This window comes from Streptomyces sp. NPDC002520, assembly GCF_053595235.1.
The window spans coordinates 1-24,079 of sequence record NZ_JBSFXG010000009.1 but is presented as its reverse complement, the minus strand read 5'-3'; the positions used below and the strand labels follow the sequence as shown (position 1 = coordinate 24,079).

Annotated in this window: 21 protein-coding genes, 1 pseudogene and 1 riboswitch; of the genes and pseudogenes, 6 read left to right on the top strand and 16 right to left on the bottom strand. The window is 69.9% G+C overall.

From position 1 onward, the window contains the following. Nucleotides 1–29 precede the first annotated feature (29 nt). The 5 genes from ACWD5D_RS15100 to ACWD5D_RS15080 form a co-directional block, all read right to left on the bottom strand. Nucleotides 30–1,241 (bottom strand): hypothetical protein, encoded by a 1,212-nt coding sequence (locus tag ACWD5D_RS15100; protein WP_451373126.1) that lies wholly within the window; start codon nucleotides 1,239–1,241, stop codon nucleotides 30–32. Between the two features lie 29 nt (nucleotides 1,242–1,270). After that, complete coding sequence (locus tag ACWD5D_RS15095) at nucleotides 1,271–2,275, bottom strand: NlpC/P60 family protein (RefSeq protein ID WP_451373125.1); 1,005 nt, start codon at nucleotides 2,273–2,275, stop codon at nucleotides 1,271–1,273. A gap of 234 nt (nucleotides 2,276–2,509) precedes the next feature. After that, a complete protein-coding gene (locus tag ACWD5D_RS15090) occupies nucleotides 2,510–3,541 on the bottom strand; it encodes an NlpC/P60 family protein (protein WP_451373124.1) in 1,032 nt (343 codons plus the stop codon). A 212-nt stretch (nucleotides 3,542–3,753) separates the two neighbouring features. Continuing rightward, nucleotides 3,754–5,097, bottom strand: a complete 1,344-nt coding sequence (locus ACWD5D_RS15085; protein WP_451373123.1) for an NYN domain-containing protein — start codon at nucleotides 5,095–5,097, stop codon at nucleotides 3,754–3,756. 37 nt (nucleotides 5,098–5,134) lie between these two features. Further along, complete coding sequence (locus tag ACWD5D_RS15080; RefSeq protein ID WP_451373122.1) at nucleotides 5,135–5,374, bottom strand: hypothetical protein; 240 nt, start codon at nucleotides 5,372–5,374, stop codon at nucleotides 5,135–5,137. Nucleotides 5,375–5,526: 152 nt separating this feature from the next. On the opposite strand from ACWD5D_RS15080, the pseudogene ACWD5D_RS15075 reads away from it, so the two are divergent. Together ACWD5D_RS15075 and ACWD5D_RS15070 are read left to right on the top strand one after the other, a co-directional pair. After that, a pseudogene (locus ACWD5D_RS15075) lies at nucleotides 5,527–6,216 on the top strand (rhomboid family intramembrane serine protease); the annotation flags it as partial. Nucleotides 6,217–6,416: 200 nt separating this feature from the next. Further along, nucleotides 6,417–6,698 carry an Lrp/AsnC family transcriptional regulator gene (locus ACWD5D_RS15070; protein ID WP_451373121.1) on the top strand — a complete coding sequence of 94 codons (282 nt, stop codon included), beginning with the start codon at nucleotides 6,417–6,419 and terminating at the stop codon, nucleotides 6,696–6,698. 119 nt (nucleotides 6,699–6,817) lie between these two features. Here ACWD5D_RS15070 and ACWD5D_RS15065 read toward each other — a convergent pair whose 3' ends face one another. From ACWD5D_RS15065 to ctaE, 6 genes are all read right to left on the bottom strand, one after another. Beyond that, nucleotides 6,818–8,206, bottom strand: a complete 1,389-nt coding sequence (locus ACWD5D_RS15065) for an aminotransferase class V-fold PLP-dependent enzyme (protein ID WP_451373120.1) — start codon at nucleotides 8,204–8,206, stop codon at nucleotides 6,818–6,820. A 190-nt stretch (nucleotides 8,207–8,396) separates the two neighbouring features. Further along, nucleotides 8,397–8,513, bottom strand: a riboswitch (SAM riboswitch). 83 nt (nucleotides 8,514–8,596) lie between these two features. Further along, the gene (gene trpD, locus ACWD5D_RS15060) at nucleotides 8,597–9,661 is read right to left on the bottom strand and encodes an anthranilate phosphoribosyltransferase (protein ID WP_451373119.1); all 1,065 of its coding nucleotides are present in this window, start codon (nucleotides 9,659–9,661) and stop codon (nucleotides 8,597–8,599) included. Between the two features lie 125 nt (nucleotides 9,662–9,786). After that, nucleotides 9,787–11,445, bottom strand: a complete 1,659-nt coding sequence (qcrB, locus tag ACWD5D_RS15055; RefSeq protein WP_451373118.1) for a cytochrome bc1 complex cytochrome b subunit — start codon at nucleotides 11,443–11,445, stop codon at nucleotides 9,787–9,789. Beyond that, nucleotides 11,442–12,512 carry a cytochrome bc1 complex Rieske iron-sulfur subunit gene (gene qcrA / locus ACWD5D_RS15050; RefSeq protein ID WP_451373117.1) on the bottom strand — a complete coding sequence of 357 codons (1,071 nt, stop codon included), beginning with the start codon at nucleotides 12,510–12,512 and terminating at the stop codon, nucleotides 11,442–11,444. The genes qcrB and qcrA overlap by 4 nt, the downstream gene beginning before the upstream one ends. Beyond that, nucleotides 12,509–13,321 (bottom strand): cytochrome bc1 complex diheme cytochrome c subunit, encoded by an 813-nt coding sequence (gene qcrC, locus ACWD5D_RS15045; protein ID WP_451373116.1) that lies wholly within the window; start codon nucleotides 13,319–13,321, stop codon nucleotides 12,509–12,511. The genes qcrA and qcrC overlap by 4 nt, the downstream gene beginning before the upstream one ends. Before the next feature lie 62 nt (nucleotides 13,322–13,383). Continuing rightward, on the bottom strand, nucleotides 13,384–14,004 hold the full coding sequence (gene ctaE / locus ACWD5D_RS15040) for an aa3-type cytochrome oxidase subunit III (RefSeq protein ID WP_301974529.1): 621 nt from the start codon (nucleotides 14,002–14,004) through the stop codon (nucleotides 13,384–13,386). A 156-nt stretch (nucleotides 14,005–14,160) separates the two neighbouring features. On the opposite strand from ctaE, the gene ACWD5D_RS15035 reads away from it, so the two are divergent. Then, on the top strand, nucleotides 14,161–14,562 hold the full coding sequence (locus ACWD5D_RS15035; RefSeq protein WP_451373115.1) for a hypothetical protein: 402 nt from the start codon (nucleotides 14,161–14,163) through the stop codon (nucleotides 14,560–14,562). A 100-nt stretch (nucleotides 14,563–14,662) separates the two neighbouring features. On the opposite strand, the gene ACWD5D_RS15030 is transcribed toward ACWD5D_RS15035, so the two are convergent. From ACWD5D_RS15030 to ctaC, 4 genes are all read right to left on the bottom strand, one after another. Further along, entirely contained in the window at nucleotides 14,663–15,925 is a 1,263-nt protein-coding gene (locus ACWD5D_RS15030) for an Ig-like domain-containing protein (protein ID WP_451373114.1), read from the bottom strand. 131 nt (nucleotides 15,926–16,056) lie between these two features. Beyond that, nucleotides 16,057–16,455 carry a cytochrome c oxidase subunit 4 gene (locus tag ACWD5D_RS15025; RefSeq protein ID WP_451373113.1) on the bottom strand — a complete coding sequence of 133 codons (399 nt, stop codon included), beginning with the start codon at nucleotides 16,453–16,455 and terminating at the stop codon, nucleotides 16,057–16,059. Next, complete coding sequence (gene ctaD, locus ACWD5D_RS15020) at nucleotides 16,452–18,182, bottom strand: aa3-type cytochrome oxidase subunit I (protein WP_451373112.1); 1,731 nt, start codon at nucleotides 18,180–18,182, stop codon at nucleotides 16,452–16,454. Before ctaD ends, ACWD5D_RS15025 begins: the two co-directional genes overlap by 4 nt. Then, nucleotides 18,179–19,141, bottom strand: coding sequence for an aa3-type cytochrome oxidase subunit II (ctaC, locus tag ACWD5D_RS15015; protein WP_451373111.1), 963 nt, complete (start codon nucleotides 19,139–19,141; stop codon nucleotides 18,179–18,181). The genes ctaD and ctaC overlap by 4 nt, the downstream gene beginning before the upstream one ends. A gap of 326 nt (nucleotides 19,142–19,467) precedes the next feature. Here ctaC and ACWD5D_RS15010 point away from each other — a divergent pair, with 326 nt between their 5' ends. Beyond that, the gene (locus tag ACWD5D_RS15010) at nucleotides 19,468–20,844 is read left to right on the top strand and encodes an aminotransferase class V-fold PLP-dependent enzyme (protein WP_451373110.1); all 1,377 of its coding nucleotides are present in this window, start codon (nucleotides 19,468–19,470) and stop codon (nucleotides 20,842–20,844) included. A 74-nt stretch (nucleotides 20,845–20,918) separates the two neighbouring features. Here the strand turns inward: ACWD5D_RS15010 and ACWD5D_RS15005 are convergent, their stop codons facing one another. After that, nucleotides 20,919–21,893 (bottom strand): carbohydrate kinase family protein, encoded by a 975-nt coding sequence (locus tag ACWD5D_RS15005; RefSeq protein WP_451373109.1) that lies wholly within the window; start codon nucleotides 21,891–21,893, stop codon nucleotides 20,919–20,921. A gap of 180 nt (nucleotides 21,894–22,073) precedes the next feature. Between ACWD5D_RS15005 and ACWD5D_RS15000 the strand changes: the two genes are divergently transcribed. Further along, on the top strand, nucleotides 22,074–22,283 hold the full coding sequence (locus ACWD5D_RS15000; RefSeq protein ID WP_451373108.1) for a hypothetical protein: 210 nt from the start codon (nucleotides 22,074–22,076) through the stop codon (nucleotides 22,281–22,283). A gap of 100 nt (nucleotides 22,284–22,383) precedes the next feature. Next, on the top strand, nucleotides 22,384–24,079 hold a 1,696-nt coding region (locus ACWD5D_RS14995; RefSeq protein ID WP_451373107.1), incomplete at its 3' end, for a hypothetical protein.

Here is a 24,079-nt window from a genome sequence, read left to right as displayed (position 1 = left end):
CGCGCCGGCGCCGCCGGGGCCCCGCTCACTCAGGTCAGCTGCTCGCGCACATACTCGCGCCACCGCGCGGTGAACTCCTTCTGCGTCGTCCCGAGGACCTTCTCCAGAGCCGCCTCGACCGCGCCTTCCCGCTTCTGGTGGCTCCCGACAAAGCGGTAGAAGGCGCCGAGCCGGGCCTGGTCCCACTGGTCGGCGATCATCCGGCAGGCCAGCCAGCCGCCCTCGTAGGCCTGCGCGAGGTGGGTCGGGTCGCCGGTGAAGCCGAAGGCCTTGTCGGAGGGGAGCTGCGAGGGCGCCTGCCCGTCCTGGACCGTGCGGGCGAGTTCCGGCGCGGCCTCGGTGGGTGTGCGGCCGGTGTCGAGGTAGCCGATCCAGTCGGCGTAGCCCTCGGAGAGCCACAGCGGGGTGGCGGCGGTGGTGTGCGCCCGGGTGGCCACGTGCGTGGTCTCGTGGGTGAGCACGACCTGCTTGCCGGTCCCGCCGAGGGCCACGTACGCCTCCGGGTTGACGACCACCCGGTCCGCGGGCGTCCGGCCGGACCCTCCCGCCTCGCCGGTGGTGACGGCGGCGATGCCCCGGTAGTTGGAGGCGGGCGCGCCGAGGAGTCCCGCCATGCCGTCCAGGGAGCGCGGTACGAGGACGACGACCCGCCGGGTCCAGTCCGTGCCCCAGGCCCGGGAGACGGCCGGCACCGCGCGGTCCGCGAGCCGGGCGTACGTGCGCAGCTCGTCGCTGTCCTGTCCGGCCCCGAGGACCAGGCTACGCGCGCCCTTGAACGCGGTCACCGGCCCCTGGTCCCACAGCTGCTGCCCGGCCCGGCCGGCGGGTTTGTCGCCGGTGACGTACCAGGTGCCGTCGGACCCGTGGCCGAGGGTGACGGTGCGGCGGACGCTGACCGGGACCCTGTCGTAGCCGGCGACCCGGTAGCTCAGCTCGGTGTCGGCGGTGGCGCCGGAGCGGCCTCGGTGCAGGGTGGTGACCCGGTAGCTCCAGGAGGCCAGCGGGAGCGCGGTCAGCCGGGCGTACTGGGTGCGGCCGCCGGTCGCGTCGTACGCCGTCTCGTCGTGGTCGAGCAGGGCCGCCGCCCGCCGGTCCAGCACCCGCTGCACCTGGGCCTGCGCCGTGTCGCCGGCCTGCCGCGCCTCGCACCCCGCCAGGGGCGGCACGAGCAGCAGGCAGAGCCCCGCGACGGCGGCGCGCCACGCCCGCCGCGCCCCTCGCGCCCGTCCACGAACAGCCACTTTGCGATCGTACGGCGTACGGCGTCAGGTCAGGGCCGGGTCACCGAGGAGATCGGCATCATCCCGACCGGGTCGTAGCGCACCGGCGCCCCGGGATGGGGCGCGTGGATGACCTGGCCGTGGCCCGCGTACATCGCCACATGGCTCGCGTCGGAGCGGTAGACGACCAGGTCACCGGGGCGTGCCTGGGAGAGCGGGATCTGTCGGCCGGCGGACCGCTGCTCCTGCGAGGTGCGCGGCAGATGGATCCCGGCGTGCGCGTACGACCACTGCATCAGGCCCGAGCAGTCGAAGCCGGAGGGGCCGTTGGCACCCCACACGTAGGGGCGGCCGAGCGCGGAGCGGGCGGCGGCCAGGGCGGCCGCGGAGCGGGCGTCGGGGACGGCGGTCAGGCCCAGCAGGTCGGAGCGGCCGGAGCGGGAGGCCCGGTCGTAGGCGGCACGTTCGGCGGGTGGCAGGGAGCCGAGGAGTTGCCGGGCCCGGGTGAGCTTCTTCTCCACGGTCCGTTTGTGCGTGCCGACCGCCTTGCGGCTCCGCTCCAGCTCGGCGAGCTTCCTCGCCGCCTCCTCGCGCTCCTGCGCGAGTTCGCGCAGCGCCGAGCGCAACTCCCTGAGCTGACCGGCCTCCTGGGCGTCGATGCGGTCGAGGGTGGTGGCCTTGTCGAGGTACTCGTCGGGATTCCGGGAGAAGAGCAGGGCGACGGCCGGGTCGAGGCCGCCGGAGCGGTACTCGGCGCCGGCCAGCGAACCGAGCCGCTCCCGCAGGTCGTTGACGCGCTGCTGCTGCCGGGCGATGTGGTCCTGGGTGTCGCGGATCTCCCGGCGCAGCGCGCCGGCGCGCTCGTCGGCCTTGTCGTAGGCCTGGGTCGCCTTCTCGGCCTCCTCGTAGAGGCGGTCCACCTCGGCACGGGTGTCCGTGTGCGGCGCCGCGTGCGCGGACACGGCGCCGAGCGTGCCGGCCGCGGCCGACAGTACGCACAGGGCGGAGGCCCCCCGGTGGAATCCGGAGGGGACAAGACGGCGATGGGACCCCACGGCAGTCCTTCTGCTGGGCGACAGGTACCGTCCCCGGCGCCGGGGACGGGGAGACCCGGGCGCCGGGGAAACGCGCCAGACAGTAGCCGTGCGGACGGACTCCGCCAAAGTCGCGGGGGGCCTCACGAACGCGACGCCCCGCCGCTGACGCAGGTCATGGGCGGGGCGTGGAGTCAGTTCCGGTTACCGGGATTCGCCCGATCGGGCGCCTCCCGGAGCGGTTCGGGCGAAGGGTCAGACCCGGACGCCGAACTGGAACGGCATGTTGCCGATCGACTCGTAGCGGACCACGGCGCCGGTGTGCGGGGCGTGCAGCACCTGGCCGTTGCCGGCGTAGAGGCCGACGTGGTGCAGGTCGCCGTAGAAGAACACCAGGTCGCCGACCTGGAGCTGGCTCATGGAGAGGTGCGCGCCGATGCCGGCCTGCGACTCGGAGGTGCGCGGTATGGAGACGCCGGCCTGGGCGTAGGCCCAGGAGGTCAGGCCCGAGCAGTCGAAGGAGGAGGGGCCGGAGGCGCCGTAGACGTACGGGGTGCCGATCCTGCTCTGCGCGGCGGAGAACGCGGCGGCGGCACGGCCGGAGGCGGAGGTGTCGTTGCCGAGGTCGGGGCGCTGGGTGGAGGAGCGGTTGGCGCGCTCCTGCTCGGCGGCGAGGGCCGCCTTCTCCTTGGCGGTCAGGGTGTTGAGCAGCCGCTGCGCCTCGGCGAGCTTGGCCTTGACCTCGTTCTTCTTCTTGCCCAGCTCGGTACGTGTACTGGCGAGGTCCTTGAGCTTCTCGGTGGCCTCTGCCCGCTCCTGGGCGAGTTCGCGCTGCTTGTCCTGAATCTTCTTCAGGGCCTCGACCTGCTGGCTGCTCAACTGGTCGAGCGTGGAGGCCTTGTCGAGGAAGCTGTCCGGGTCGGACGACAGGAAGAGCTGGACCGACGGGTCGATGCCGCCGGAGCGGTACTGCGCGGTGGCCATCGAACCCAGGCCGTCGCGCAGCTTGTTCAGATCCTGCTGACCGCGGGCGACGTTGTCCTGGATGGTGGAGATTTCCTTCTGCAGCTTCTGCTGCTTCTCCTTGGCCCCGTCGTACTTCTCGGTGGCCTGCTCCGCCTGCTCGTAGAGCTTGTCGACCTTCGCCTTGACCTCGTCCTTGCTGAGCTTGGCGCTCGGCGCGGCATTGGCGGCGTTCGCGCTGAGCGCGACGGCAGCGGCGGCTGCGGTGGTCAGCACGGTGACACGCGTGCGGCTCGGCTGCTTGGGTCGACGATGGGACGCCACGGAGGACGAACTCCTTCTTGTGAGTGATCACCCGTTCGGAGGTTCGAGGCCTGACCCTAGTGACCCAGTTGTGATCAGATCAAATCCTCACAGCAAAAAATCTCGTCACTCACTGCATTCTTTGCACACAACTCACCAGGCGTGACGCCCGCTTGACACTACGTTGCGTGAAGATCGGCCCAATTCGGGCATTGCATATACCTGGTGAACGTTCAGGACAGTCGCTTGAGAAGTACCGCAGAGGCCACAGGCCGGGCACCGGCGCGCGCGACCCCGTCGGCCACCTCCCGGTCGGTCGAGGCGACGATGACCGGACGGCCCGGCGGCTCCGCGCGCACCAGCTGCCGGATCAGCTCGTCGGCCGTGACGCCCGGCTTGGAGAACAGGACCCGGACGCCGCGCGGGGGCGCGAGCAGCACCGGCGCGACCAGTTCGGCACCGTCGAAGACACACGTCACCTCGGCACCGGTCTGTGCGGCGAGCGCCGAGAGCTGGCCGAGGAGCCGCAGCCGCTGCTTCTCCAGCGGCATCTGCGGATAGCCGGTCTTGGTGACGTTGTAGCCGTCGACGACCAGGTGCGCCTGCGGCAGCGCGAGCAACTGGTCGAGGACCGCGGGGTCGTTCTCGGACAGGGCGCGGGCCGCGATGTCCTTCGGGGTCATCCGTCCCGGTGCGACCGCGTCCACGGTCTCGGCCGGGCGCACGGAGACCGGTGGCAGCGCCAGTTCGCGCCGCAGCCCCTGAGCCGCCTCCAGCACGGTGTCCAGCAGCAGCCGTACCCGCATGTCCTCCACGCTGCGACCCTCGCGGGACGCCCGGCGGGTGGCCTCCAGTACGGCCTCCACCTCGCCCAGGCGGGCCTTGAGCCGCCGGGACTCGCTCTCCGCGGCGGACACCTGCGCCTGCCCCTCGGCCCGCGCGGCCTCCACCTCGCCCTGGATCCTGCGCAGAGCGGCATCCCCGCGCTTGATGTCACTGTGGGCGGAACGCAGCTTGCGGTGAAGCGATTCCGCTTCCCTCTTCGCCGCGTCCAGCTCGGCACGCAGCCGCTCGGTCTCGGTCCGGGTCTGCTCGCGGGCCTGCGCCAGCTCCTCGCGCAGCCGCTCCAGTTCGGCCCGACTCTCCTCGTCAGCCCGTTCGGCGTTCGCCCGCTGGGCCTCCTCGCCGGCCGCGGCGACCAGCTTCACCCAGCCCGTGGGGCGCAGTACGTAGGCCGCGGCCGCCACATCGAGCGGGTCCGCGGCCGGGGGCGGGGAGCCGGAGTCCAGGGCGCCGGAGAGTTCCGGGTGCGCCTCTCTGAACTTCTCCCCGATCCGCTGCCGGAACAGCGGATCGGCCTCCAGCGCGGCCGCCATCGCGTTCCCGGCGAACTTGGCCCGCCGGTTCGGGGCGAACCGGGCGTACTGCCGCAACTGGGTGGGCAGTTCGGCCACGGTCAGGCTGCCGAAGGCGTCGGAGACGATCTGCACGACCCGCCGTCGCACGCCGTCGGGCAGCGGACGGTCAAGCACCTCAGCGGTGCCGTCGCCCGGCCCCCCGCCTGCGGTCTCCACCATCCGTCACACCCCAATGCCTCGACGGGGCCCGCTCCGCTCAGGAGCCGGCGCCCGGCCTGTCCACGAGTTCCACCTGGTCCACCGCGTTGCACCAGCGGCAGCGCACCGACTCGATCGTCTCACTGACCACCTCGCGCTCCTCGACGGTCGGCGCACCGGCGAGGTCCAGGTGGACGTACTCGACGACCTTGGACGCGCGCGTCACGTCGAATCGGGTGAGGTTGCCGCAGAGGGTGCAGCGCCACCGCGTGGTGGCGGTCGGCAGAGGTACCGTCATCGTGACTGTCCGCTTCCTTCTCGGGTCGGTTGCGCCGCTCCCCGACGCGTGTGGGTCGTAACCCTACGGCCTGGCGGCTCCTCGTCGCCCGTCCGTCCACGGCGGCGAGGCGGTCTGTGCCAGTGCGTCCGGTTACGTCATGCTCTGTGTTCATGATCAGCGACTGGAGCACGACAGCCGGCCGGACGTTCAGGGCAGCACGGGGCATCACGGCACCGATGACGTACACGCTCATCGCCCTGTGCTGTCTGATCTTCGTTCTGGGCCCGGCCTCCGGGCTCACCCCGACGTACGGCTCCGGGAACACGCTGGCCGCCGCGCAGCGCGCGTACTTCCGGCATTGGGGGGTGATCCCGGCGGAGTTGTTCGGCGCACCCCTGCGTGAGGCCCTCTCCCCGGCCACGGCCCTGTTCGTGCACGGCAGCTGGGTGCACCTGCTCGGCAACATGCTCTTCCTCTTCGTCTTCGGGGTGATGACCGAGGAACGGATGGGCGGGGTGGAGTTCACCCTCTTCTACGTCGGCTGCGGTTACCTGGCCCTGCTGGGGTACGCGGCCGCCAACGCCGGCTCCCAGCAGTCGCTGGTCGGCGCGTCCGGGGCGATCTCGGCGGTCCTCGGGGCGTTCCTGTATCTGTTCCCGCGTGCCCGTGTGACCAGTCTCCTCCCCTTCCTCTTCTTCCTGCCGCTGCGCTTCCCGGCCTGGATCGTGCTGCCGTTCTGGGCTGCCCTGCAGTGGCTCGCGGCGAGCCGCGCACCGCAGGGCCCCGGGGTGGCCTACCTGGCGCACGTCGTCGGCTTCTGCCTCGGCTTCGGTTACGCCTGGCTGCGGTACGGCAGGGGGAAGGGCCTCAGGGGCGGCCTTGGAAGGGTGGTGGCGGGAGACGGGGAAGAGAAGGGCCCGGAGGGCGGCATTGGAAGGGTGGTGGCGGGAGACGGGGAAGAGAAGGGCCCGGAGGGCGGCATTGGAAGGGTGGTGGCGGGAGACGGGAGGGCTAGAGTGAGGTCGGCCCCAGCTCCGGCACCCAAGGGAGAGAAGCAGCCGTGATCACCGCGATCGTCCTGATCAAGACCAGCGTGGACCGGATCCCCGAGATCGCGGAGCAGATCGCTTCGCTGGAGTCCGTGAGCGAGGTCTTCTCCGTCACCGGCACGTACGACCTGATCGCGATGGTGCGGGTGCGGCAGCACGAGGATCTGGCGGACGTCATTCCGGGGCGGATCAGCAAGATCAAGGGAGTCGAGGCGACGGACACGCATGTGGCGTTCCGGACGTACTCGCAGCATGACCTCGAGGCCGCGTTCGCCATCGGGCTGGACAACTGAATCGCCTGCTCGTCCGAGGGGCGCGGGTGCGTGTGCGACTGCCGGTTCGTCGTGGCCGGTCGCGCAGTTCCCCGCGCCCCTTTCGGGGCGCTGCCCCGTGCGTCGGCTGAATCAGCAGGTCACACCGCCGGAACGCAGCGGCCTTCCTCGGTGCGGTAGGTCCACTTCGCGCCCTCGGTCACCAGTTCCTTCACTGCGGCGACGAATCGTTCGACGTGCTCGTCCGGGGTTCCCGCGCCGAAGCTGACACGGATGGCGTTCAGGGACTTCTCGCCGGGCGCGGCCTCGGGGGCGCCGCACTCGCCCTGGGTCCCCGGGTCGCTGCCGAGGAGGGTGCGGACCAGCGGGTGGGCGCAGAACAGGCCGTCGCGGACGCCGATGCCGTACTCGGCGGAGAGGGCGGCGGCGAAGTGGGAGCTGTTCCAGCCCTCGACGACGAAGGAAATGACGCCGACGCGCGGGGCGTCGTCGCCGAAGAGGGAGAGGACCTTCACCTCGGGCACCTCGGCGAGGCCCTCGCGGACCGTGGCGATCAGGTGCCGCTCGCGGGCGACGAGCGCCTCGAAGCCGGTCTCGGTGAGCGCCTTGCAGGCGGAGGCGATGGAGTAGGCGCCGATGACGTTCGGGGAGCCGGCCTCGTGGCGGGCCGCGCTCTCGTGCCACTGCACGTCCACCCCGCCGTCCTGGCGACGGGATACGGCACGGCTCGCGCCGCCGCCCGCGAGGTACGGCTGCGCGGCCTGGAGCCAGTCGGCGCGGCCTGCGAGCACGCCGGAGCCGAAGGGCGCGTACAGCTTGTGGCCGGAGAAGGCGACCCAGTCGACGTCCAGGTCCGTGACCGACACCGGGTGGTGCGGGGCGAGTTGGGCCGCGTCCAGGACGATCCGGGCGCCGTGCGCGTGCGCGGCGGCGGCCAGTTCGCGCACCGGCCACAGCTCGCCGGTGACGTTGGAGGCGCCGGTGACGCAGACCAGGGCCGGGCCGTGGCCCCCTTCACTGGACTCGGTGCGCTCGGCGAGGGCCCGCTCCAGGGTCTCGACGGCCTGGCGCGGGGTGCGCGGGGCGTTGAGGTAGGTGACCCGGGCGTCCTGCCAGGGCAGCAGCGAGGCGTGGTGCTCGGTCTCGAAGACGAAGACCTGGCAGTCGGCGGGGAGCGCGCGGGCCAGCAGGTTCAGGGAGTCGGTGGTCGAGCGGGTGAAGATCACCTGGTCGGTGGCGCGGCAGTCGAGGAACTCGGCGACCGTCCTGCGGGCGTTCTCGAACAGGTCGGTGGAGAGCTGGGACAGGTAGCCGGCGCCGCGGTGGACGCTGCCGTAGTAGGGGGCGTACGCGGCGACGTCGTCCCAGACGCGCTGCAGGGCGGGGGCGCTGGCGGCGTAGTCGAGCGCGGCGTAGGTGACCTCGCCGCCGGTGACGAGGGGCACGGTGACGTCCCGGCCGAGGACGGGCAGAAACCCGGAGATTTCACGGCAGACGGACTGGGCGGCGGCAGCGGTGAAGACAGACATGGCGAACTCCCGTGAGGCAGGCCGGAATCGCCGCGCGAGCGGACATGCTCGAGCGCGGTGCGATGTGGCGGAGAAGGGTGAAAGGGGATGCGGAGGCGGGGCTCTGCGGCCCTATCGCATTCGCTTGCTCACGGAAGGCTCCCTCGAACGACCAGGACCCCTGGCCCCACACTTCCCAGAGTGTGTGAGGGGTCCGCGCTTGCCGTAGGCCTCGCTGCCTACGACCTGGTCTTCACCCGGGGCACCCCGCCACGGACGGAGGGTTGCCGGACAGTCGGCCGGGGCCGAATGACTGTCGCTCATGACCTGGTTCGTATCCTGCCACACGATCTTCGACGCGCAAGGCGCAGTCCGCCATCTGGACCGCGCCCCGCGTCACATGGGCGGACGTCAGCGGTGGGTGGCCGCGATCCAGCGCTCCAGCGTCCGCTTCGCCGCGCCCGAGTCGATGGACTCGGCGGCCTTGGCCATCCCTTCACGGATCTGCTCGGGGAGCGAGGCGTCCGTGGGGTTCAGGGCGACGAGGGCCGCCGCCGAGTTCAGCAGGACGGCGTCGCGGACCGGGCCCTGCTCGCCGTCCAGCAGGCGCCGTGCCACCTCCGCGTTGTAGGCGGCGTCGGCGCCGCGCAGGGCGTCGATGGGGACGAGGTCGATGCCGACCTCGCGCGGGTTGAAGATCTCCTCCCTGACCTTGCCGTCCCGGACCACCCAGACCCGGGACGTGGACGTGGTCGTCAGCTCGTCGAGGCCGTCGTCGCCGCGGAAGACCAGGGAGGAGTTGCCGCGCTCGGCGAGGACGCCGGCCACGATGGGCGCCATGCGCGGGTCGGCGACGCCGACCGCCTGGGCCCGCACCCGGGCCGGGTTGGTCAGCGGGCCGAGAACGTTGAAGGTCGTCCGGATGCCCAACTGGCCGCGTGCGGCGGCGACATGACGCAGCGACGGGTGGAACTTCACCGCGAAGCACATGGTGATGCCGGCTTCCTCGGCGACCTCGGCGACGCGCTGCGGGCTCAGGTTCAGGTTGACCCCGAGCTTCTCCAGGACGTCGGAGGAGCCGGAGGCGGAGGACGCGGCGCGGTTGCCGTGCTTGACGACCTTCGCCCCCGTGCCGGCCACGACGATCGAGGACATCGTGGAGATGTTCACCGTCTTGGCGCCGTCGCCGCCCGTGCCGACGATGTCGACCGCCGGGCCGGGCACCTCGATCACGTTGGCGTGCTCGTACATGGTCCGGACGAGCCCGATGATCTCCTGGACCGTCTCGCCCTTGGACCGCAGCGCCACCATGAACCCGGCGATCTGGGCGTCGGTCGCCTCGCCGCGCATGATCCGGTCCATCGCCCACGCGGTCTCGTCGGCGGACAGGTCGCGGCCGTCCAGCAGCCCGTTCAGCAGGGCGGGCCAGGAACGGCCCGCCGCGGTGTCGCCTCCAGCGGGGGTCACAGCGCTCATCAGCCGCTCCAGTCGAGTACACGGGTTCGATTCGTCGTACACCACCCTATCCACCCGTGAGCACGGAGAAGGACCCCGTCCGAAACCGGACGGGGCCCTTCTACCGTGGCGTGGCGACGCGGGGATCAGTGGTGGCCGTGGCCGCTCGTGATCTCCTTGTACTCGTCGACAGACGGCTTCGGGATCTGGTTGTCCTCGCCGAAGTAGGCGTTGGAGAGCTTGGCACGCAGCTTCTCCGTGCCCTTCACCTTCCGCTCGACACCGTTCTCGTCCACCGCCGGGCCGATCTGCGCCGGCTCGTACTGGTGGTGCGCCGTGAGGGTGTGCAGCTGCTCCTGGCTGAGCGGCTCGTGCACCTCGATGAACTCACCGTGCGGCAGGCGCTTGATGATGCCGGTCTCGCGACCGTGCAGCACCTTGTCCTTGTCCCGGCGCTGCAGGCCGAGGCAGATCCGCTTGGTGATGATGAACGCGAGGACCGGTCCGACGAAGAAGCCGATACGGACGAACCAGGTCACGTCGTTGATCGACAGGTGGAAGTGGGTGGCCCACAGGTCGTTGCCACCACCGACCAGACCGATCATGTACACGGTCACCCAGGCGACACCGAACGCGGTGCGCGTCGGGGCGTTGCGCGGGCGGTCCAGGATGTGGTGCTCGCTCTTGTCGCCGGTGACCCAGGACTCGATGAACGGGTACACCGCGATCGCCGTGAGGACCACACCGAAGAGGACCAGCGGGATGAACACGCCGAGGACGAGCGTGTGACCCCAGAAGTTGATCTCCCAGCCCGGCATGTAGCGGACCAGACCCTCGGCGAAGCCCATGTACCAGTCGGGCTGGGCGCCGGTGGACACCTGGTCCGGCCGGTACGGGCCGATGGCCCAGATCGGGTTGATCTGAGCGACCGCCGCGATGGCCGCGATGACGCCGAAGACCAGGAAGAAGAAGCCACCGGCCTTCGCCATGTACACCGGCAGCAGCGGCATGCCGACGACGTTCGTCTCCTTCTTGCCGGGGCCCGCGAACTGCGTGTGCTTGTGGTAGAAGACCAGGATCAGGTGGCCGACGACCAGACCGAGCATGATGCCCGGCAGCAGCAGGATGTGGATCGAGTAGAACCGGGCCACGAAGTCGTGGCCGGGGAACTCGCCGCCGAAGAGGAAGTACGAGATGTACGTGCCGACGATCGGCATGGACAGGATCGCGCCCTCGGTGAAGCGCACACCGGTGCCGGAGAGCAGGTCGTCCGGGAGCGAGTAACCGGTGAAGCCGGTGAACATGCCGAGGACGAACAGCAGGAAGCCGAACAGCCAGTTGATCTCACGCGGCTTGCGGAACGCGCCCGTGAAGAACACGCGCATCATGTGCACGAACATGCCGGCGAGGAAGATCAGCGCGGCCCAGTGGTGGATCTGCCGGATGAGCAGACCACCGCGCACGTCGAAGCTGATGTGCAGGGTCGAGTTGAACGCCTCGGACATCAGCTGTCCCTGGAGCGGGACGTAGCTGCCGTGGTACTCCACCTCGTTCATCGACGGGTGGAAGAACAGCGTCAGGTAGACACCGGTCAGGATGATGATGAGGAAGCTGTAGAGGCAGACCTCACCCAGCATGAACGACCAGTGGTCGGGGAAGATCTTGCGCATGTTGGCCTTGGCCAGGGAGTAGATCCCGAGCCGGCCGTCCGCCCAGTCGGCGACGCGCTCGCCGGCCGGAGCCTTCCCGCGCGAGGTGCCCGCCGCGCCGGCGGACGAATTCGATGCGTTCGATGCAGTACTCATCCGCGCTCCCAGAATGCAGGACCGACGGGCTCCGCGAAGTCACCGAGAGCCTGGAGGTAACCCTCTTCGTTCACGCCGATGCGCAGCTGCGGCAGGGCGTGACCGGCGGGACCGAAGATCACTCGGGCGCCGTCGGAGAGGTCGAAGGTGGACTGGTGGCACGGGCACAGCACGTGGTGCGTCTGCTGCTCGTACAGGGAGATCGGGCAACCCACGTGGGTGCAGATCTTCGAGTACGCGACGATGCCCTCGTGCGACCACTCGAGCTCTTGCTTGTCCTTGATGTTGTTCGGCTGGAGCCGAATGATCATCAGGGCGGCCTTGGCGATCTCGTTCTGGAAGTCCTCGTCGGTCTCCTCCAGGCCCTCGGGCTTGGCGAAGGTCAGCGAACCGACGGCGACGTCCTCGGGACGCAGCGGCTCGTTGGTGTTCATGTTGACGAGCAGCTTGCCCTTCGCCCACAGGGTGTGACGAAGCGACTTGTGCGGCAGCGGGCCGAGGTCGCGCAGCAGCATGACGCCGGAGAGCGGCACCAGGGCCAGCGCGCCGAACATCGTGTTGCGGATCAGCTTGCGACGGCCGATCGCGGACTCCTTGGCGCCCTGGCGGAAGTCGTCGAAGACCTGCGCGCGGACCTCGGGAGAGGCGGCGATCGCGTGACGCTCGTCGGCGATCTCCGCGTCGGACATCAGGGTGCGGGCCCAGTGGACCGCGCCCGCGCCGATGCAGAACAGCGCCACACCGAGAGTCAGACCCAGCGCGAAGTTCAGCGCGCTGATGTGACCGATCGGGAAGACGAAGACCGACTTGTCGCGCGGGATCGTCACGTACGAGGCGATGAAGCCGACGGTGGCCAGCATCGACACCGTGAACAGCAGGGCGACCACGCGCTCGGACCGCTTGGCGGCCCGCTCGTCGATGTCCTGGATGCGGTGCTCGTGGGGCGGCAGCCCCGGGTCGGCGAACGGGTTCTCCTCGTCCGCGACGCTCACCACGCCGTGCGCGTGCTCGTTGTGTCCTGCGGACTCAGCCGGCAGGTTCTCTTCTGGAATGTCTTGGCTACTCATGACTTCTTGGCCTTTGCGGTCCGAGCGGCGACCCAGACGGCGACCGCGACCAGCGCGCCGAGGCCGAAGATCCAGGCGAACAGACCCTCACTGACCGGCCCGATGCCGCCCAGATCCAGACCGCCCGGGTTCTCCGTCTTGCTGCCGTTGACCGCGTCGAGGTACGCGATGATGTCCTTCTTGTTCTTCTCCGACAGCGTGGTGTCGGAGAAGGACGGCATGTTCTGCGGGCCCGTCTGCATGGCCTCGTAGATGTGCTTCGGCGAGACGCCATCGAGGTTCGGGGCGTACTTGCCCTTGGTCAGGGCACCGCCCTTACCGGTGAAGTTGTGGCACTGCGCGCAGTTGCTGCGGAACAGCTCGCCACCCTTGCCGATGTCCGCGCCGCCCGGACCGTACTGCTCGCTCGTGGGCACGCTCGGACCGGCGCCCAGCGAGGCCACGTACGCGGCGAGCTGGTCGATCTGGTCCTGCGTGTAGACGGGCTTCTTGCGCGGGAGCTGAGCCATCTGCGAGGTGGACGCCGGCATACGGCCGGTGCTGACCTGGAAGTCGACCGCGGCGGCGCCCACACCGACCAGGCTCGGCCCGTCGGAGGAGCCCTGGCCACCGGTGCCGTGGCAGCTGGCGCAGCCGACCTCGTAGAGCTTCTTGCCCTCCTTGATGGTCAGGGACTGGGAGGATTCATCGGCCTGCGCCTTGCCCGCGGGTGCGAACGCGGCGTACAGCCCCCCAGTGGCCGCCAGCGCGAGGAGTAGGACGACGACCGCCGCCAGCGGATGGCGTCGTCGTGCGGAGAGCTTTTTCACGGATTACCCCGGTGTCAGGATCTTCTGCGTCGGTGCTTCTGGATGTGCGGGAACGGTCCCGGCTACTTGATCAGGTAGATCGTGGCGAAAAGGCCGATCCAGACGACATCGACGAAGTGCCAGTAGTAGGACACGACGATGGCGGCGGTCGCCTGCTCGTGAGTGAACCTCTTCGCCGCGTAGGTGCGGCCGAGGACCAGCAGGAAGGCGATGAGACCGCCCGTCACGTGCAGGCCGTGGAAGCCGGTGGTCAGGTAGAACACCGAGCCGTACGGGTCGGAGGAGAGCGAGATGCCGTCCTTCTTCACCAGCTCGGTGTACTCGTAGATCTGACCGCCGATGAAGATCGCACCCATGATGAACGTGAGGATGAACCAGCCACGGAGCTTCTTCACGTCACCGCGCTCGGCCGCGAACACGCCGAGCTGACAGGTGAGCGAGGAGAGCACCAGGATCGTGGTGTTCGTCGCGGAGAAGGGCACGTTGAGCGCGTGCGCCATCTCCTTCCAGTGCGCCGGTCCGGTCACCGACCGGAGGGTGAAGTACATCGCGAAGAGGGCCGCGAAGAACATCAGCTCGGAACTCAGCCAGATGATGGTTCCGACGCTGGTGAGGTTCGGCCGGTTGACCGACGGGTGCGCGTGCCCGGTTTCTACTGTCGTTGCTGTCGCCACGACCGACATTATGTCGGTCGCTTATCTCGCGCTCACCCCGGGGGGTGCCGTTCGGAGTGTTGCTGCCCGCCGAACCGGTGTTGACGTGGTGTTCATGGGAGTAACATCCGCCCAAACGGCCCCGTCCGTCCTGTCCGTACGACGCTGACGTCTCCCGGAGGAACAATGCAGCCGACCGCCACGGTGCTGGTCTACAGCGACGACTCCAACACCAGGGAACAGGTGCGGTTGGCCGCAGGCCGCAGGCCGGCTCCCGATGTGCCGCTCGTTCAGTTCATGGAGTGCGCGACTCCCGAGGCGGTGCTCAGGGAGTTGGACAAGGGCGGCATCGACGTGTGCGTCCTGGACTGCGAGGCCGTGCCGATGGGAGGCATGGGCGTGTGCCGGCAGATCAAGGACGAGGTGTTCGAGTGCCCGCCCGTGCTGCTGCTGATGGGGCGGCCCCAGGACGCGTGGCTGGCCACGTGGAGCCGCGCCGACGCGGCGGTCACCCTGCCGGTCGATCCTGTGGAGTTCGCCTCGGCGCTGGCCTCTCTGCTGCGCCGGAAGAGGCTGCTGAGCGCGTAGACGCGGGCGCCTGAGCGCCTGGGCGTCCGCGGGGCGCGGGGGTGTGCGCGAGTGCCGGTCCGTCACGGCCGGTCGCGCGGGCCCCGCGCCCCTGCGTGGGTCACACCGCCGCCGGCTGGAGGCGGGCCGTGTTCTCGGGGGCCGGGGCGTCGGCAGCGCCGTTGCCGAGCGCGCTGCCGGTGCGCCACTTGGCCCAGTCGAGGTTCCAGTCGCCGAAGCCGTTGCCGAAGGGTTCCATCTGGCTGCCGCCCGAGTTGACGACCTTGACGATGTCGCCCTCGTGGATGTTCTGGAAGAACCACTCGGCGTTTCCGGTGCTCATGCCGGTGCAGCCGTGGCTGACGTTCGCGTAGCCCTGGGAGCCCACGGACCAGGGTGCGGCGTGCACGTACTCGCCGGACCAGGTCACCCGGGTGGCGTAGTAGACCGGCAGGTCGTAGGAGTCGGCGCTGCCCTCGGCGATGCCGACGGTGGTGCCCTTCATGCGTACGAAGTACTGCTTCTCCAGGACCACCTTGACGCCGTTGCGGGTCTCGAAGCCGGGCTTGCCCGTGGTGACCGGGATCGAGTTCACCGCCTTGCCGTTCTTGTAGTACGTCAGCTGGTGCGTGGCGGCGTCCGTGACGGCCTCGATCTTGTCCCCGGTGGTGATCTTCAGGGGCTTGGCCGTGCCGCCCCAGAGGCGGTCGCCGACCTTGACGCCGTCCAGGTTGCTGTGGACCTGGATGGTGGTGTGGGCGGGCCAGTAGTCCTTGGGGCGGTAGTGGAGTTCCTTGTCGCTCACCCAGTACCAGGAGCCCTGCACGGCCGGCACCGAGTCCACCCTGAGGGCGCGCTCCACGACGGCCCGCTGCGCCGTGTCCTTGACCGCCTGGTCGAGTTGCGCGGTGATGGGCTGCCCGACGCCGTACTCGCCTGCGTCCGGCCCGAAGGTGACGGTCAGCCGCTTCTTGCTGGTGGGCTTGGTGGTGTCGAAGGTGAGCAGCTTGCGGCCCGGTGCGCCGTCGTCGTCCTCGGTGCTGACGCGGACCGTGTAGTGGGCGTTGGCGGCCAGCGGGGAGGTGCTGTGCCACCGGCTGCCGTCGGCGCTCAGTTCGCCCGTCACATAGCGCCCTGTGGAGTCCTGGGCGGTCACGTCCGTGATGCGGCCGTCACCGTCCTTGACGGTGACCTCCAGGGGCTTGTCCGGATCGGCCTGTTTCCCCGCACCGGTGGGGCCGTTGAAGGAGATCTGACCCGCTGCGTCGTAGGGCTTGTCCGCCAGGGCGTTGCCGTGCGAACTGCAGGCGGTGACGCCCGCGCCGAGGGCGGTCACCAGCAGGGTGCAGCTGACGACGATGCGGGTCCGCGCAGTGTGGTTCATATGATCACGCTATGAGGTGCAGACCTTATGAGCGCGCCAAGTAACCCATATGGGGGACAGACACTGCTGTAAACGCAGGAGCCCGGACTCTCCTGACGGAGGTCCGGGCTCCCGGCGTGTCTCAGCGCGTGCTACTGGGTGCGGTTCTCACCGCGGTAGTACTCGAACACCCAGCCGAACAGGCCGATCATGATGATCGGTGCCGAGAAGTACACCAGCCACCAGCCGACGGCGATGCCGAGGAAGGCCAGCGCGCCGCCGACGCCCAGGGCGAGCGGCTGCCAGCTGTGCGGGCTGAAGAAGCCCAGCTCGCCCGCGTCGTCCGCGACGTCGGCCTCCTTGTCGTCCTGCGCACCGGCGTCCACCCGGCGGGCGGTGAAGCCCAGGTAGAAGCCGATCATGACCGACAGCCCGAAGGCCAGGAAGAGCGCCGTGGTACCGGCCGGCTCCTTCGACCACACGCCGTACACGACGGCCATGATCAGCATGAAGAAGCTCAGCCAGATGAACATCCGACCCTGGATCTTCACTTGCCGGCCTCCTTGCTGCCCGCGATGGCACCGTGGCCAGAGGCCCCAAGCTGCTCGAGGGCGGCGATCTCGGGGTGGTGCAGGTCGAACGCCGGGGATTCGCTGCGGATCCGCGGCAGGGTGAGGAAGTTGTGCCGCGGCGGCGGGCAGGACGTCGCCCACTCGAGCGAGCGGCCGTAGCCCCACGGGTCGTCCACGCCGACCGGCTTGCCGTACTTGGCCGTCTTCCAGACGTTGTAGAGGAACGGCAGGATCGACAGGCCGAGCAGGAACGAACCGATCGTCGAGACCGTGTTCAGCGCCGTGAAGCCGTCGGCCGCCAGATAGTCGGCGTACCGGCGGGGCATGCCTTCCGCACCCAGCCAGTGCTGGACCAGGAACGTGGTGTGGAAGCCGATGAACAGCGTCCAGAAGGTGATCTTGCCGAGGCGCTCGTCCAGCATCTTGCCGGTGAACTTCGGCCACCAGAAGTGGAAGCCGGAGAACATCGCGAAGACGACCGTACCGAACACCACGTAGTGGAAGTGGGCCACCACGAAGTACGAGTCGGAGACGTGGAAGTCAAGCGGCGGCGAGGCCAGGATGACACCGGTCAGACCACCGAAGGTGAAGGTGACCAGGAAGCCGGTCGCCCACAGCATCGGCGTCTCGAAGGACAGACTGCCCTTCCACATCGTGCCGATCCAGTTGAAGAACTTCACGCCGGTCGGAACCGCGATCAGGAACGTCATGAAGGAGAAGAACGGCAGCAGCACACCACCGGTGACGTACATGTGGTGGGCCCACACCGTCACGGACAGACCGGCGATCGCGATGGTCGCGGCGATCAGACCCATGTAGCCGAACATCGGCTTGCGGGAGAAGACCGGGATGACCTCGGAGATGATGCCGAAGAACGGCAGCGCGATGATGTACACCTCTGGATGGCCGAAGAACCAGAAGAGGTGTTGCCAGAGCAGGGCTCCGCCATTTGCCGCGTCGAACACGTGCGCACCGAATTTGCGGTCCGCCTCCAGGGCGAACAGCGCGGCCGCGAGGACCGGGAAGGCGAGCAGGACCAGGACGGCGGTCAGCAGCACGTTCCACACGAAGATCGGCATGCGGAACATGGTCATGCCCGGGGCACGCATGCAGATGATCGTGGTGATGAAGTTGACCGCACCGAGGATGGTGCCGAAGCCGGAGAAGGCCAGACCCATGATCCACATGTCGGCGCCGACACCCGGGCTGCGGACCGCGTCCGACAGCGGGGAGTAGGCGAACCAGCCGAAGTCGGCCGCACCCTGCGGGGTGAGGAAGCCGCCGACGGCGATGGTCGAGCCGAACAGGTAGAGCCAGTAGGCGAACATGTTCAGCCGCGGGAACGCCACGTCGGGCGCGCCGATCTGCAGCGGCATGATCCAGTTCGTGAAACCGGCGAACAGCGGCGTCGCGAACATCAGCAGCATGATCGTGCCGTGCATCGTGAACGCCTGGTTGAACTGCTCGTTCGACATGATCTGCAGGCCCGGACGGGCCAGCTCGGCGCGCATGAGCAGCGCCATCACGCCGCCGATCAGGAAGAACGCGAACGACGTCGCCAGATACAGCGTGCCGATCGTCTTGTGGTCGGTGGTCGTCAGCCACTTCACCACGACATTGCCGGGCTGCTTGCGCCTGACCGGCAGCTCGTTCTCGTACGAGTCCTCAGCTGCCGCGGCACCCTGGGGTTCGTTGAGGATGCTCACAGGTTGTTCGTCTCCCGGTTCTTCTCGTGGCTCGTCTGCGCGATGCCGGCGGGAAGGTAACCGGTCTGCCCCTTCTTGGCGAGGTCCTTGAGGTGCTGCTCGTAACGCTCGGGGGAGACGACCTTCACGTTGAACAGCATCCTGGAGTGGTCGACGCCGCAGAGCTCAGCGCACTTGCCGAGGAAGGTGCCCTCCTGATTGGGGGTCACCTGGAAGGCGTTGGTGTGGCCCGGGATGACGTCCTGCTTCATGAGGAACGGCACCACCCAGAAGGAGTGGATGACGTCACGCGAGGTCAGGACGAAGCGGACCGTCTTGCCCTTGGGGAGCCACAGCGTCGGACCGGGGTTGCCGGTCTGCGGGTTCCGCGTACCGGGGGTACCGACGTCGTAGACACCGCCGGCGTTCGCCGGGAAGTCCTTCTTGAACCGGTCCGGAATGGCGTCCAGGTTCTTGTCGGTCTTGGCGTCACCGGTGGAACCCGGGACGCTCTCGATGTAGTTGAAGCCCCAGCTCCACTGGAAGCCGACCACGTTGACCGTGACGTCGGCCTTCTTGTCGGTGAGACTGAGAAGCTTCGTCTCGTCCCGGGCCGTGAAGTAGAAGAGCACCGAGATGATGATGATCGGGACCACCGTGTACAGGGCCTCGATCGGCATGTTGTACCGGGTCTGCGGAGGAACCTCGACCTTGGTGCGGCTGCGCCGGTGGAAGATGGTGCTCCACAGGATCAGGCCCCACACCAGCACGCCGGTGGCCAGTGCGGCAGCCCAGGAGCCCTGCCACAGGGAGAGGATCCGCGGAGCCTCTTCCGTGGTCGGGGTGGGCATGCCAAGGCGGGGGAAGTCCTTGTATGTGCAACCGGTTGCGGTCGCCAGGACCAGGCCCGCGGTCAGTGCCTGCAGCAGCTTCCGCCGCATCGGGCGCCGCGGCGAGCGGTCGGAGCCGTTGGGACTCACGTAGCGCCTTCCCGAGAGTCTCGCCCGCGCGGTCGGCTGCGGCCTTCTCGCTGGTCGGTCGCCGCCCTGCGGCGGGCAGGGGTTTGGATGTTTATGCGGACCAAACCCTAGCCGACGCTCTTCGAGGGTTCGCGGGGAGGGGGGCATACGCGTCGCCTGTCACCCTGTTGGGGTGGGAACGGGTGCCCAATAGCTCGGGTTGTGGGGGTTTGACGGGCGGGTGCGGGTGCGTTGTGGCTGGTCGCAGCGCACGCGACGGAGCCGCATGCCGGCCCGGCCCGGCACCCCTGGGCCGGCCGCTCCCACCGAAGACTTAACGTTGCTGTGTGCCCTACTTCGACGCCGCCTCCTCCGCCCCTCTCCACCCTGTGGCCCGTCAGGCTCTGTTGGCCTCTCTGGAGGAGGGGTGGGCGGATCCCGCCCGTCTCTACCGGGAGGGGCGCAAGGCACGGATGCTGCTGGACGCCGCTCGGGAGGCGGCCGCGGATGCGGTGGGGTGCCGGCCGGACGAGGTGGTGTTCACGCCCTCGGGGACCCGTGCCGTCCACACCGGGATCGCGGGGGCGTCGGCCGGACGTCGGCGGGTGGGGCGCCACCTGATCGTGTCGGCCGTCGAACATTCCTCCGTCCTCCATTCGGCGGAATTGTTCGAGGCGGACGGCGGGAGTGTCACCCAAGTGGCCGTCGACCGGGCAGGAGCGGTGGACCCGTCGGCCTACGCGGCCGCGCTCCGGCCGGACACCGCGCTGGCCGCTCTCCAGTCGGCCAACCACGAGGTGGGCACCGTGCAGCCGGTGGCCGAGGTGGCCGAGGCGTGCCGGGCGGCCGGGGTGCCCCTGCTGGTGGACGCCGCCCAGTCGCTGGGGTGGGGGCCGGTGGAGGGGAACTGGTCGCTGCTGACGGGCAGCGCCCACAAGTGGGGCGGGCCCTCGGGGGTCGGACTGCTCGTCGTGCGCAAGGGCGTGCGCTTCGCCGCCCAAGGCCCGGTCGACGAAAGGGAGTCCGGGCGCTCGGCCGGCTTCGAGAACATCCCGGCGATCGTGGCGGCCGTGGCCTCCTTGCGGGCCGTACGGGCCGAGGCGGCCCAGGAGGCGGTACGGCTGCGGGAGCTGACGGAGCGGATCCGGACCCGCGTGCCGGAGCTGGTGCCGGACGTGGAGGTGGTGGGCGACGCCGAGCGGCGGCTGCCGGGGATCGTCACCTTCTCCTGTCTCTATGTCGACGGCGAGGCCCTGCTGCACGAGCTGGACCGGGAGGGCTTCTCCGTCTCGTCCGGTTCCTCCTGCACGAGCAGCACGCTGACGCCCAGCCATGTGCTGAAGGCGATGGGGGTGCTGAGCGAGGGCAACGTACGGGTCTCCCTGCCGGCGGGAACGGCCGAGGAGGACGTGGAACGCTTCCTGGACGTCCTGCCGGCGACCGTGGCCGGGGTCCGCGAGAAGCTGGGGGCGCCTGCCCCGGCCACCGTGGTGCGGGCGGCGGAACTGGTCGTCGACTCCCTGGGCAAGCGGTGCCCGATCCCGGTCATCGAACTGGCGAAGGTGATCGGCACGGTGCCGGTCGGCGGCACCGTCCGCGTCCTCTCGGACGACGAGGCGGCCCGCCTGGACATCCCGGCGTGGTGCGAGATGCGGGGCCAGGAGTACGTGGGCGAGGAACCGGCGCAGCGGGGCACGGCGTACGTGGTCCGCCGGACGAGCTGAGAGACCAAGGGGTGCGGGGAACGGCGCGCTCAGCCCCACGCACCCGCACCCGCACCCGGCAACGGCAACGGCGCTCAGCTCAGGTGAGCCAGAACTTCCTCGGCCGCCTCGTCCCCGTACGCCTTGGTGAACCGCTCCATGAAGTGCCCCCGCCGCAGCTGGTACTCCTGCGTCCCCACCGTCTCGATGACGAGCGTCGCCAGCATGCAGCCCACCTGAGCCGCGCGCTCCAGCGAGACACCCCACGCGAGACCCGACAGGAAGCCCGCGCGGAAGGCGTCGCCGACACCCGTGGGGTCGGCCTTGCGCTCCTCCTCGGGGCAGCCGACCTCGATCGGGTCGTCGCCCTCCCGCTCGATCCGCACGCCCCGCGATCCGAGCGTGGTGACGCGGTGGCCGACCTTGGACAGGATCTCGGCGCCGCTCCAGCCGGTCTTGGACTCGATGAGGCCCTTCTCGTACTCGTTGGAGAAGAGGTACGTCGCCCCGTCCAGCAGTATCCGGATCTCCTCGCCCTCCATCCGGGCGATCTGCTGGGAGAAGTCTGCGGCGAACGGGATGTTCCGGGAGCGGCACTCCTCCGTGTGGCGGAGCATGCCCTCCGGGTCGTCGGCGCCGATGAGGACCAGGTCGAGACCGCCGACGCGGTCGGCGACGGTCTTCAGCTCGATGAGGCGGGCCTCGCTCATCGCGCCGGTGTAGAAGGAGCCGATCTGGTTGTGGTCGGCGTCGGTGGTGCACACGAAGCGGGCGGTGTGCAGGGTCTCGGAGATACGGACCGACTCGGTGTCCACACCGTGCCGGTCGAGCCAGGCCCGGTACTCGTCGAAGTCGAAGCCCGCGGCCCCGGCCAGGATCGGCCGGGTGCCGAGCTGGCCCATGCCGAAGGCGATGTTCGCGCCGACGCCGCCGCGGCGGACGTCCAGGTTGTCGACCAGGAAGGAGAGCGAGACCGTGTGCAGCTGGTCCGCGACGAACTGGTCGGCGAAGCGGCCGGGGAAGGTCATGAGGTGGTCGGTTGCGATGGAGCCGGTGACTGCGATGCGCACGACGGACATTCTCCTGCGGATGAGTGAAACGCGCGCGTCAGCGCTCGTTGGAGGGGTGGTGGGCGACGGGAAAGAGGGTTGACAGTTCACGCTACCCGCTCGGTGACGGCCACTGAAGCTGGCAAAACTACCCGATAGTAGACCTTTCTTCGCGGCACTCCTCATGCCTACGGTGCCGTCATGACGAACCTCAAGGTCACCTCGCCCGCCCCGGCCGACCTCGAAGGCGATCTCGCCTCTCTGCGCGGCGACTGCGCCCGGATGGCCCCGCGCTGGACGGCTCCCGAGCACGCCGCGTCGCGTCCGGTGCCGCCGTCGCTGATCCACGGGGTGTCCGTGCCGACGCGGTCCGCCCGGCTGCTGGACGCCATGTCCGACTACGGCGACTGAGCGACGAGCGCACCGGCGGGAACCGTGCGCTCCCCTCGCGCGTCCCATCGCCGTCCCCCGTGCCGGGGACGTGGGACACGAACCAGCGAGGAGCGATGCGGTGGACACCGAGCGGCCCGAGAATTCCGAGGCTCCTGACAACCCCGAGGCCCCCAGGAACCCGGAGCACGAGGACCCCGGCCCCTCGGAGCACACCGAGGGGGCGTCCGGGCGGCGCCGTACTCCCCTGGTCGTCTTCTCCGTCGCGGCGGCCGTGCTGCTGGTCGGGGGCGGTGGCGCGTACCTCGCGGCGAGCGGGGGGCCCAGCGGCCGTAGCGACGCGGGCGCGTCCGGTGGCGGCGGCACTCCCCCGCCGCTCGTCCTGGACGGCTGGGCGGGGGCCGGCACGGGTGGCATCGCGCCCGGTGAGCCGGATCCGTACGGCGCCACGTACACGGCCGCGGGGAAGCTGCCGGACGGCCCCGGCTCGGCGCCGGTGTACGCGCCGCGGGGCCGGGTGGGCGAGGACGCGGTGGCCCGGCTGGCCGAGGCGCTCGGGGTCGACGGCACGCCTGTGGCGCAGGGCGGCGGCTGGCGCGTCGGCGGCAAGGACGGTTTCGGGCCGGCCCTGCGGGTGGCCGGGGACGCGCCGGGCAGCTGGACCATCAGCCGGTACGCGCCCGGCACCGACAACTGCGAGAAGGTCACCGTCTGCACGCAGGACCCGGGCGCCCCGGCCGGCGAGCCGGTGAGCACGGCGGTGGCGACACGGACGGCGGCGCCCGTACTGAAGGCGCTCGGGCAGGACGACGCGAAGGTCGACGCGAGTCAGGTGATGGGCGCCCAGCGGGTGGTGAACGCCGATCCCGTGGTGGGCGGTCTGCCCACGTCCGGCTGGACGACCGGTCTGACCGTCGACAGGAAGGGCTCGGTCGTCGGCGGCCACGGGCTGCTGGTGGCGCCGGTGAAGGGGGCCTCCTACCCCGTGCTGGGCGCGCGGAAGACGCTGGCGCTGATGAACGCGGCGCAGCGGCACGGGCACCGGATGGGCATCGGCGGCTGCGCGCGTCCGGTGCCGTTGAAGGACCGGCTGGAACAGCTGTGCAACGCGCCCGCGCCCGCGCCGGGGGCGAAGGCGGAGCCGGAGACCGGTTCGGGGGCGGGGACGAAGGCGGAGTCGGTGCCGCGGGCGGCCGCCGCTTCGGGGACCGGCGCGTTCACCGTGGACAAGGCCGTGTTCGGGCTGGCCGCGCACTCCGTCGCCGGGCGGCAGACGCTGGTGCCGTCCTGGCTGTTCGAGGTGCGGGGCTCGGCGGCGCAGGGCGCCTTCACGGTGACGTACCCGGCGGTCGAGTCGAAGTACCTGACCTCGCCGTCGGCCCCGGCACCGGCTCCGGACCCGACCTCGTCACCGACGTCGTCACCGCGGTCGCCCGGCGCGCGGTCGCACGACGTGAAGGTGGACGGCTACACCGCCGACGACCGGGAGCTGACCGTGAGCTTCATGGGCGGCGTGTGCGCCGACTACGCGGTGTCGGTGAAGGAGAGCCCGCGGCAGGTGAAGGTCACCGTGACCGAGAAGCCCTGGCCGGACAAGGTGTGCATCCTGATCGCCAAGCAGTACGTGAGGACCGTACGGCTGGACGCGCCGCTCGACGGCCGCACGGTGGTCGGCACGGACGGCAGGCAGATCCCGCGGACCAAGCCGGGGGCCCTGCGGCCGCAGGCGGGAACTTCGCGGTCATCACCTATCTGCATGTGCCGCCCATCATCGCGACGCTCGGCACGTCCTATGTACTCACCGGCATCGACAACCT

What these genes read in the sequence shown, in the direction of transcription:
- qcrB (WP_451373118.1), bottom strand. Translation starts at nt 11,445, where the DNA reads ATGAGTACTGCATCGAACGCATCGAATTCGTCCGCCGGCGCGGCGGGC.
- ctaE (WP_301974529.1), bottom strand. Translation starts at nt 14,004, where the DNA reads ATGTCGGTCGTGGCGACAGCAACGACAGTAGAAACCGGGCACGCGCAC.
- ACWD5D_RS15085 (WP_451373123.1), bottom strand. Translation starts at nt 5,097, where the DNA reads ATGGTGGAGACCGCAGGCGGGGGGCCGGGCGACGGCACCGCTGAGGTG.
- ACWD5D_RS15065 (WP_451373120.1), bottom strand. Translation starts at nt 8,206, where the DNA reads ATGTCTGTCTTCACCGCTGCCGCCGCCCAGTCCGTCTGCCGTGAAATC.
- ACWD5D_RS15035 (WP_451373115.1), top strand. Translation starts at nt 14,161, where the DNA reads ATGCAGCCGACCGCCACGGTGCTGGTCTACAGCGACGACTCCAACACC.
- ACWD5D_RS15000 (WP_451373108.1), top strand. Translation starts at nt 22,074, where the DNA reads ATGACGAACCTCAAGGTCACCTCGCCCGCCCCGGCCGACCTCGAAGGC.
- trpD (WP_451373119.1), bottom strand. Translation starts at nt 9,661, where the DNA reads ATGAGCGCTGTGACCCCCGCTGGAGGCGACACCGCGGCGGGCCGTTCC.
- qcrA (WP_451373117.1), bottom strand. Translation starts at nt 12,512, where the DNA reads ATGAGTAGCCAAGACATTCCAGAAGAGAACCTGCCGGCTGAGTCCGCA.
- ACWD5D_RS15030 (WP_451373114.1), bottom strand. Translation starts at nt 15,925, where the DNA reads ATGAACCACACTGCGCGGACCCGCATCGTCGTCAGCTGCACCCTGCTG.
- ACWD5D_RS15080 (WP_451373122.1), bottom strand. Translation starts at nt 5,374, where the DNA reads ATGACGGTACCTCTGCCGACCGCCACCACGCGGTGGCGCTGCACCCTC.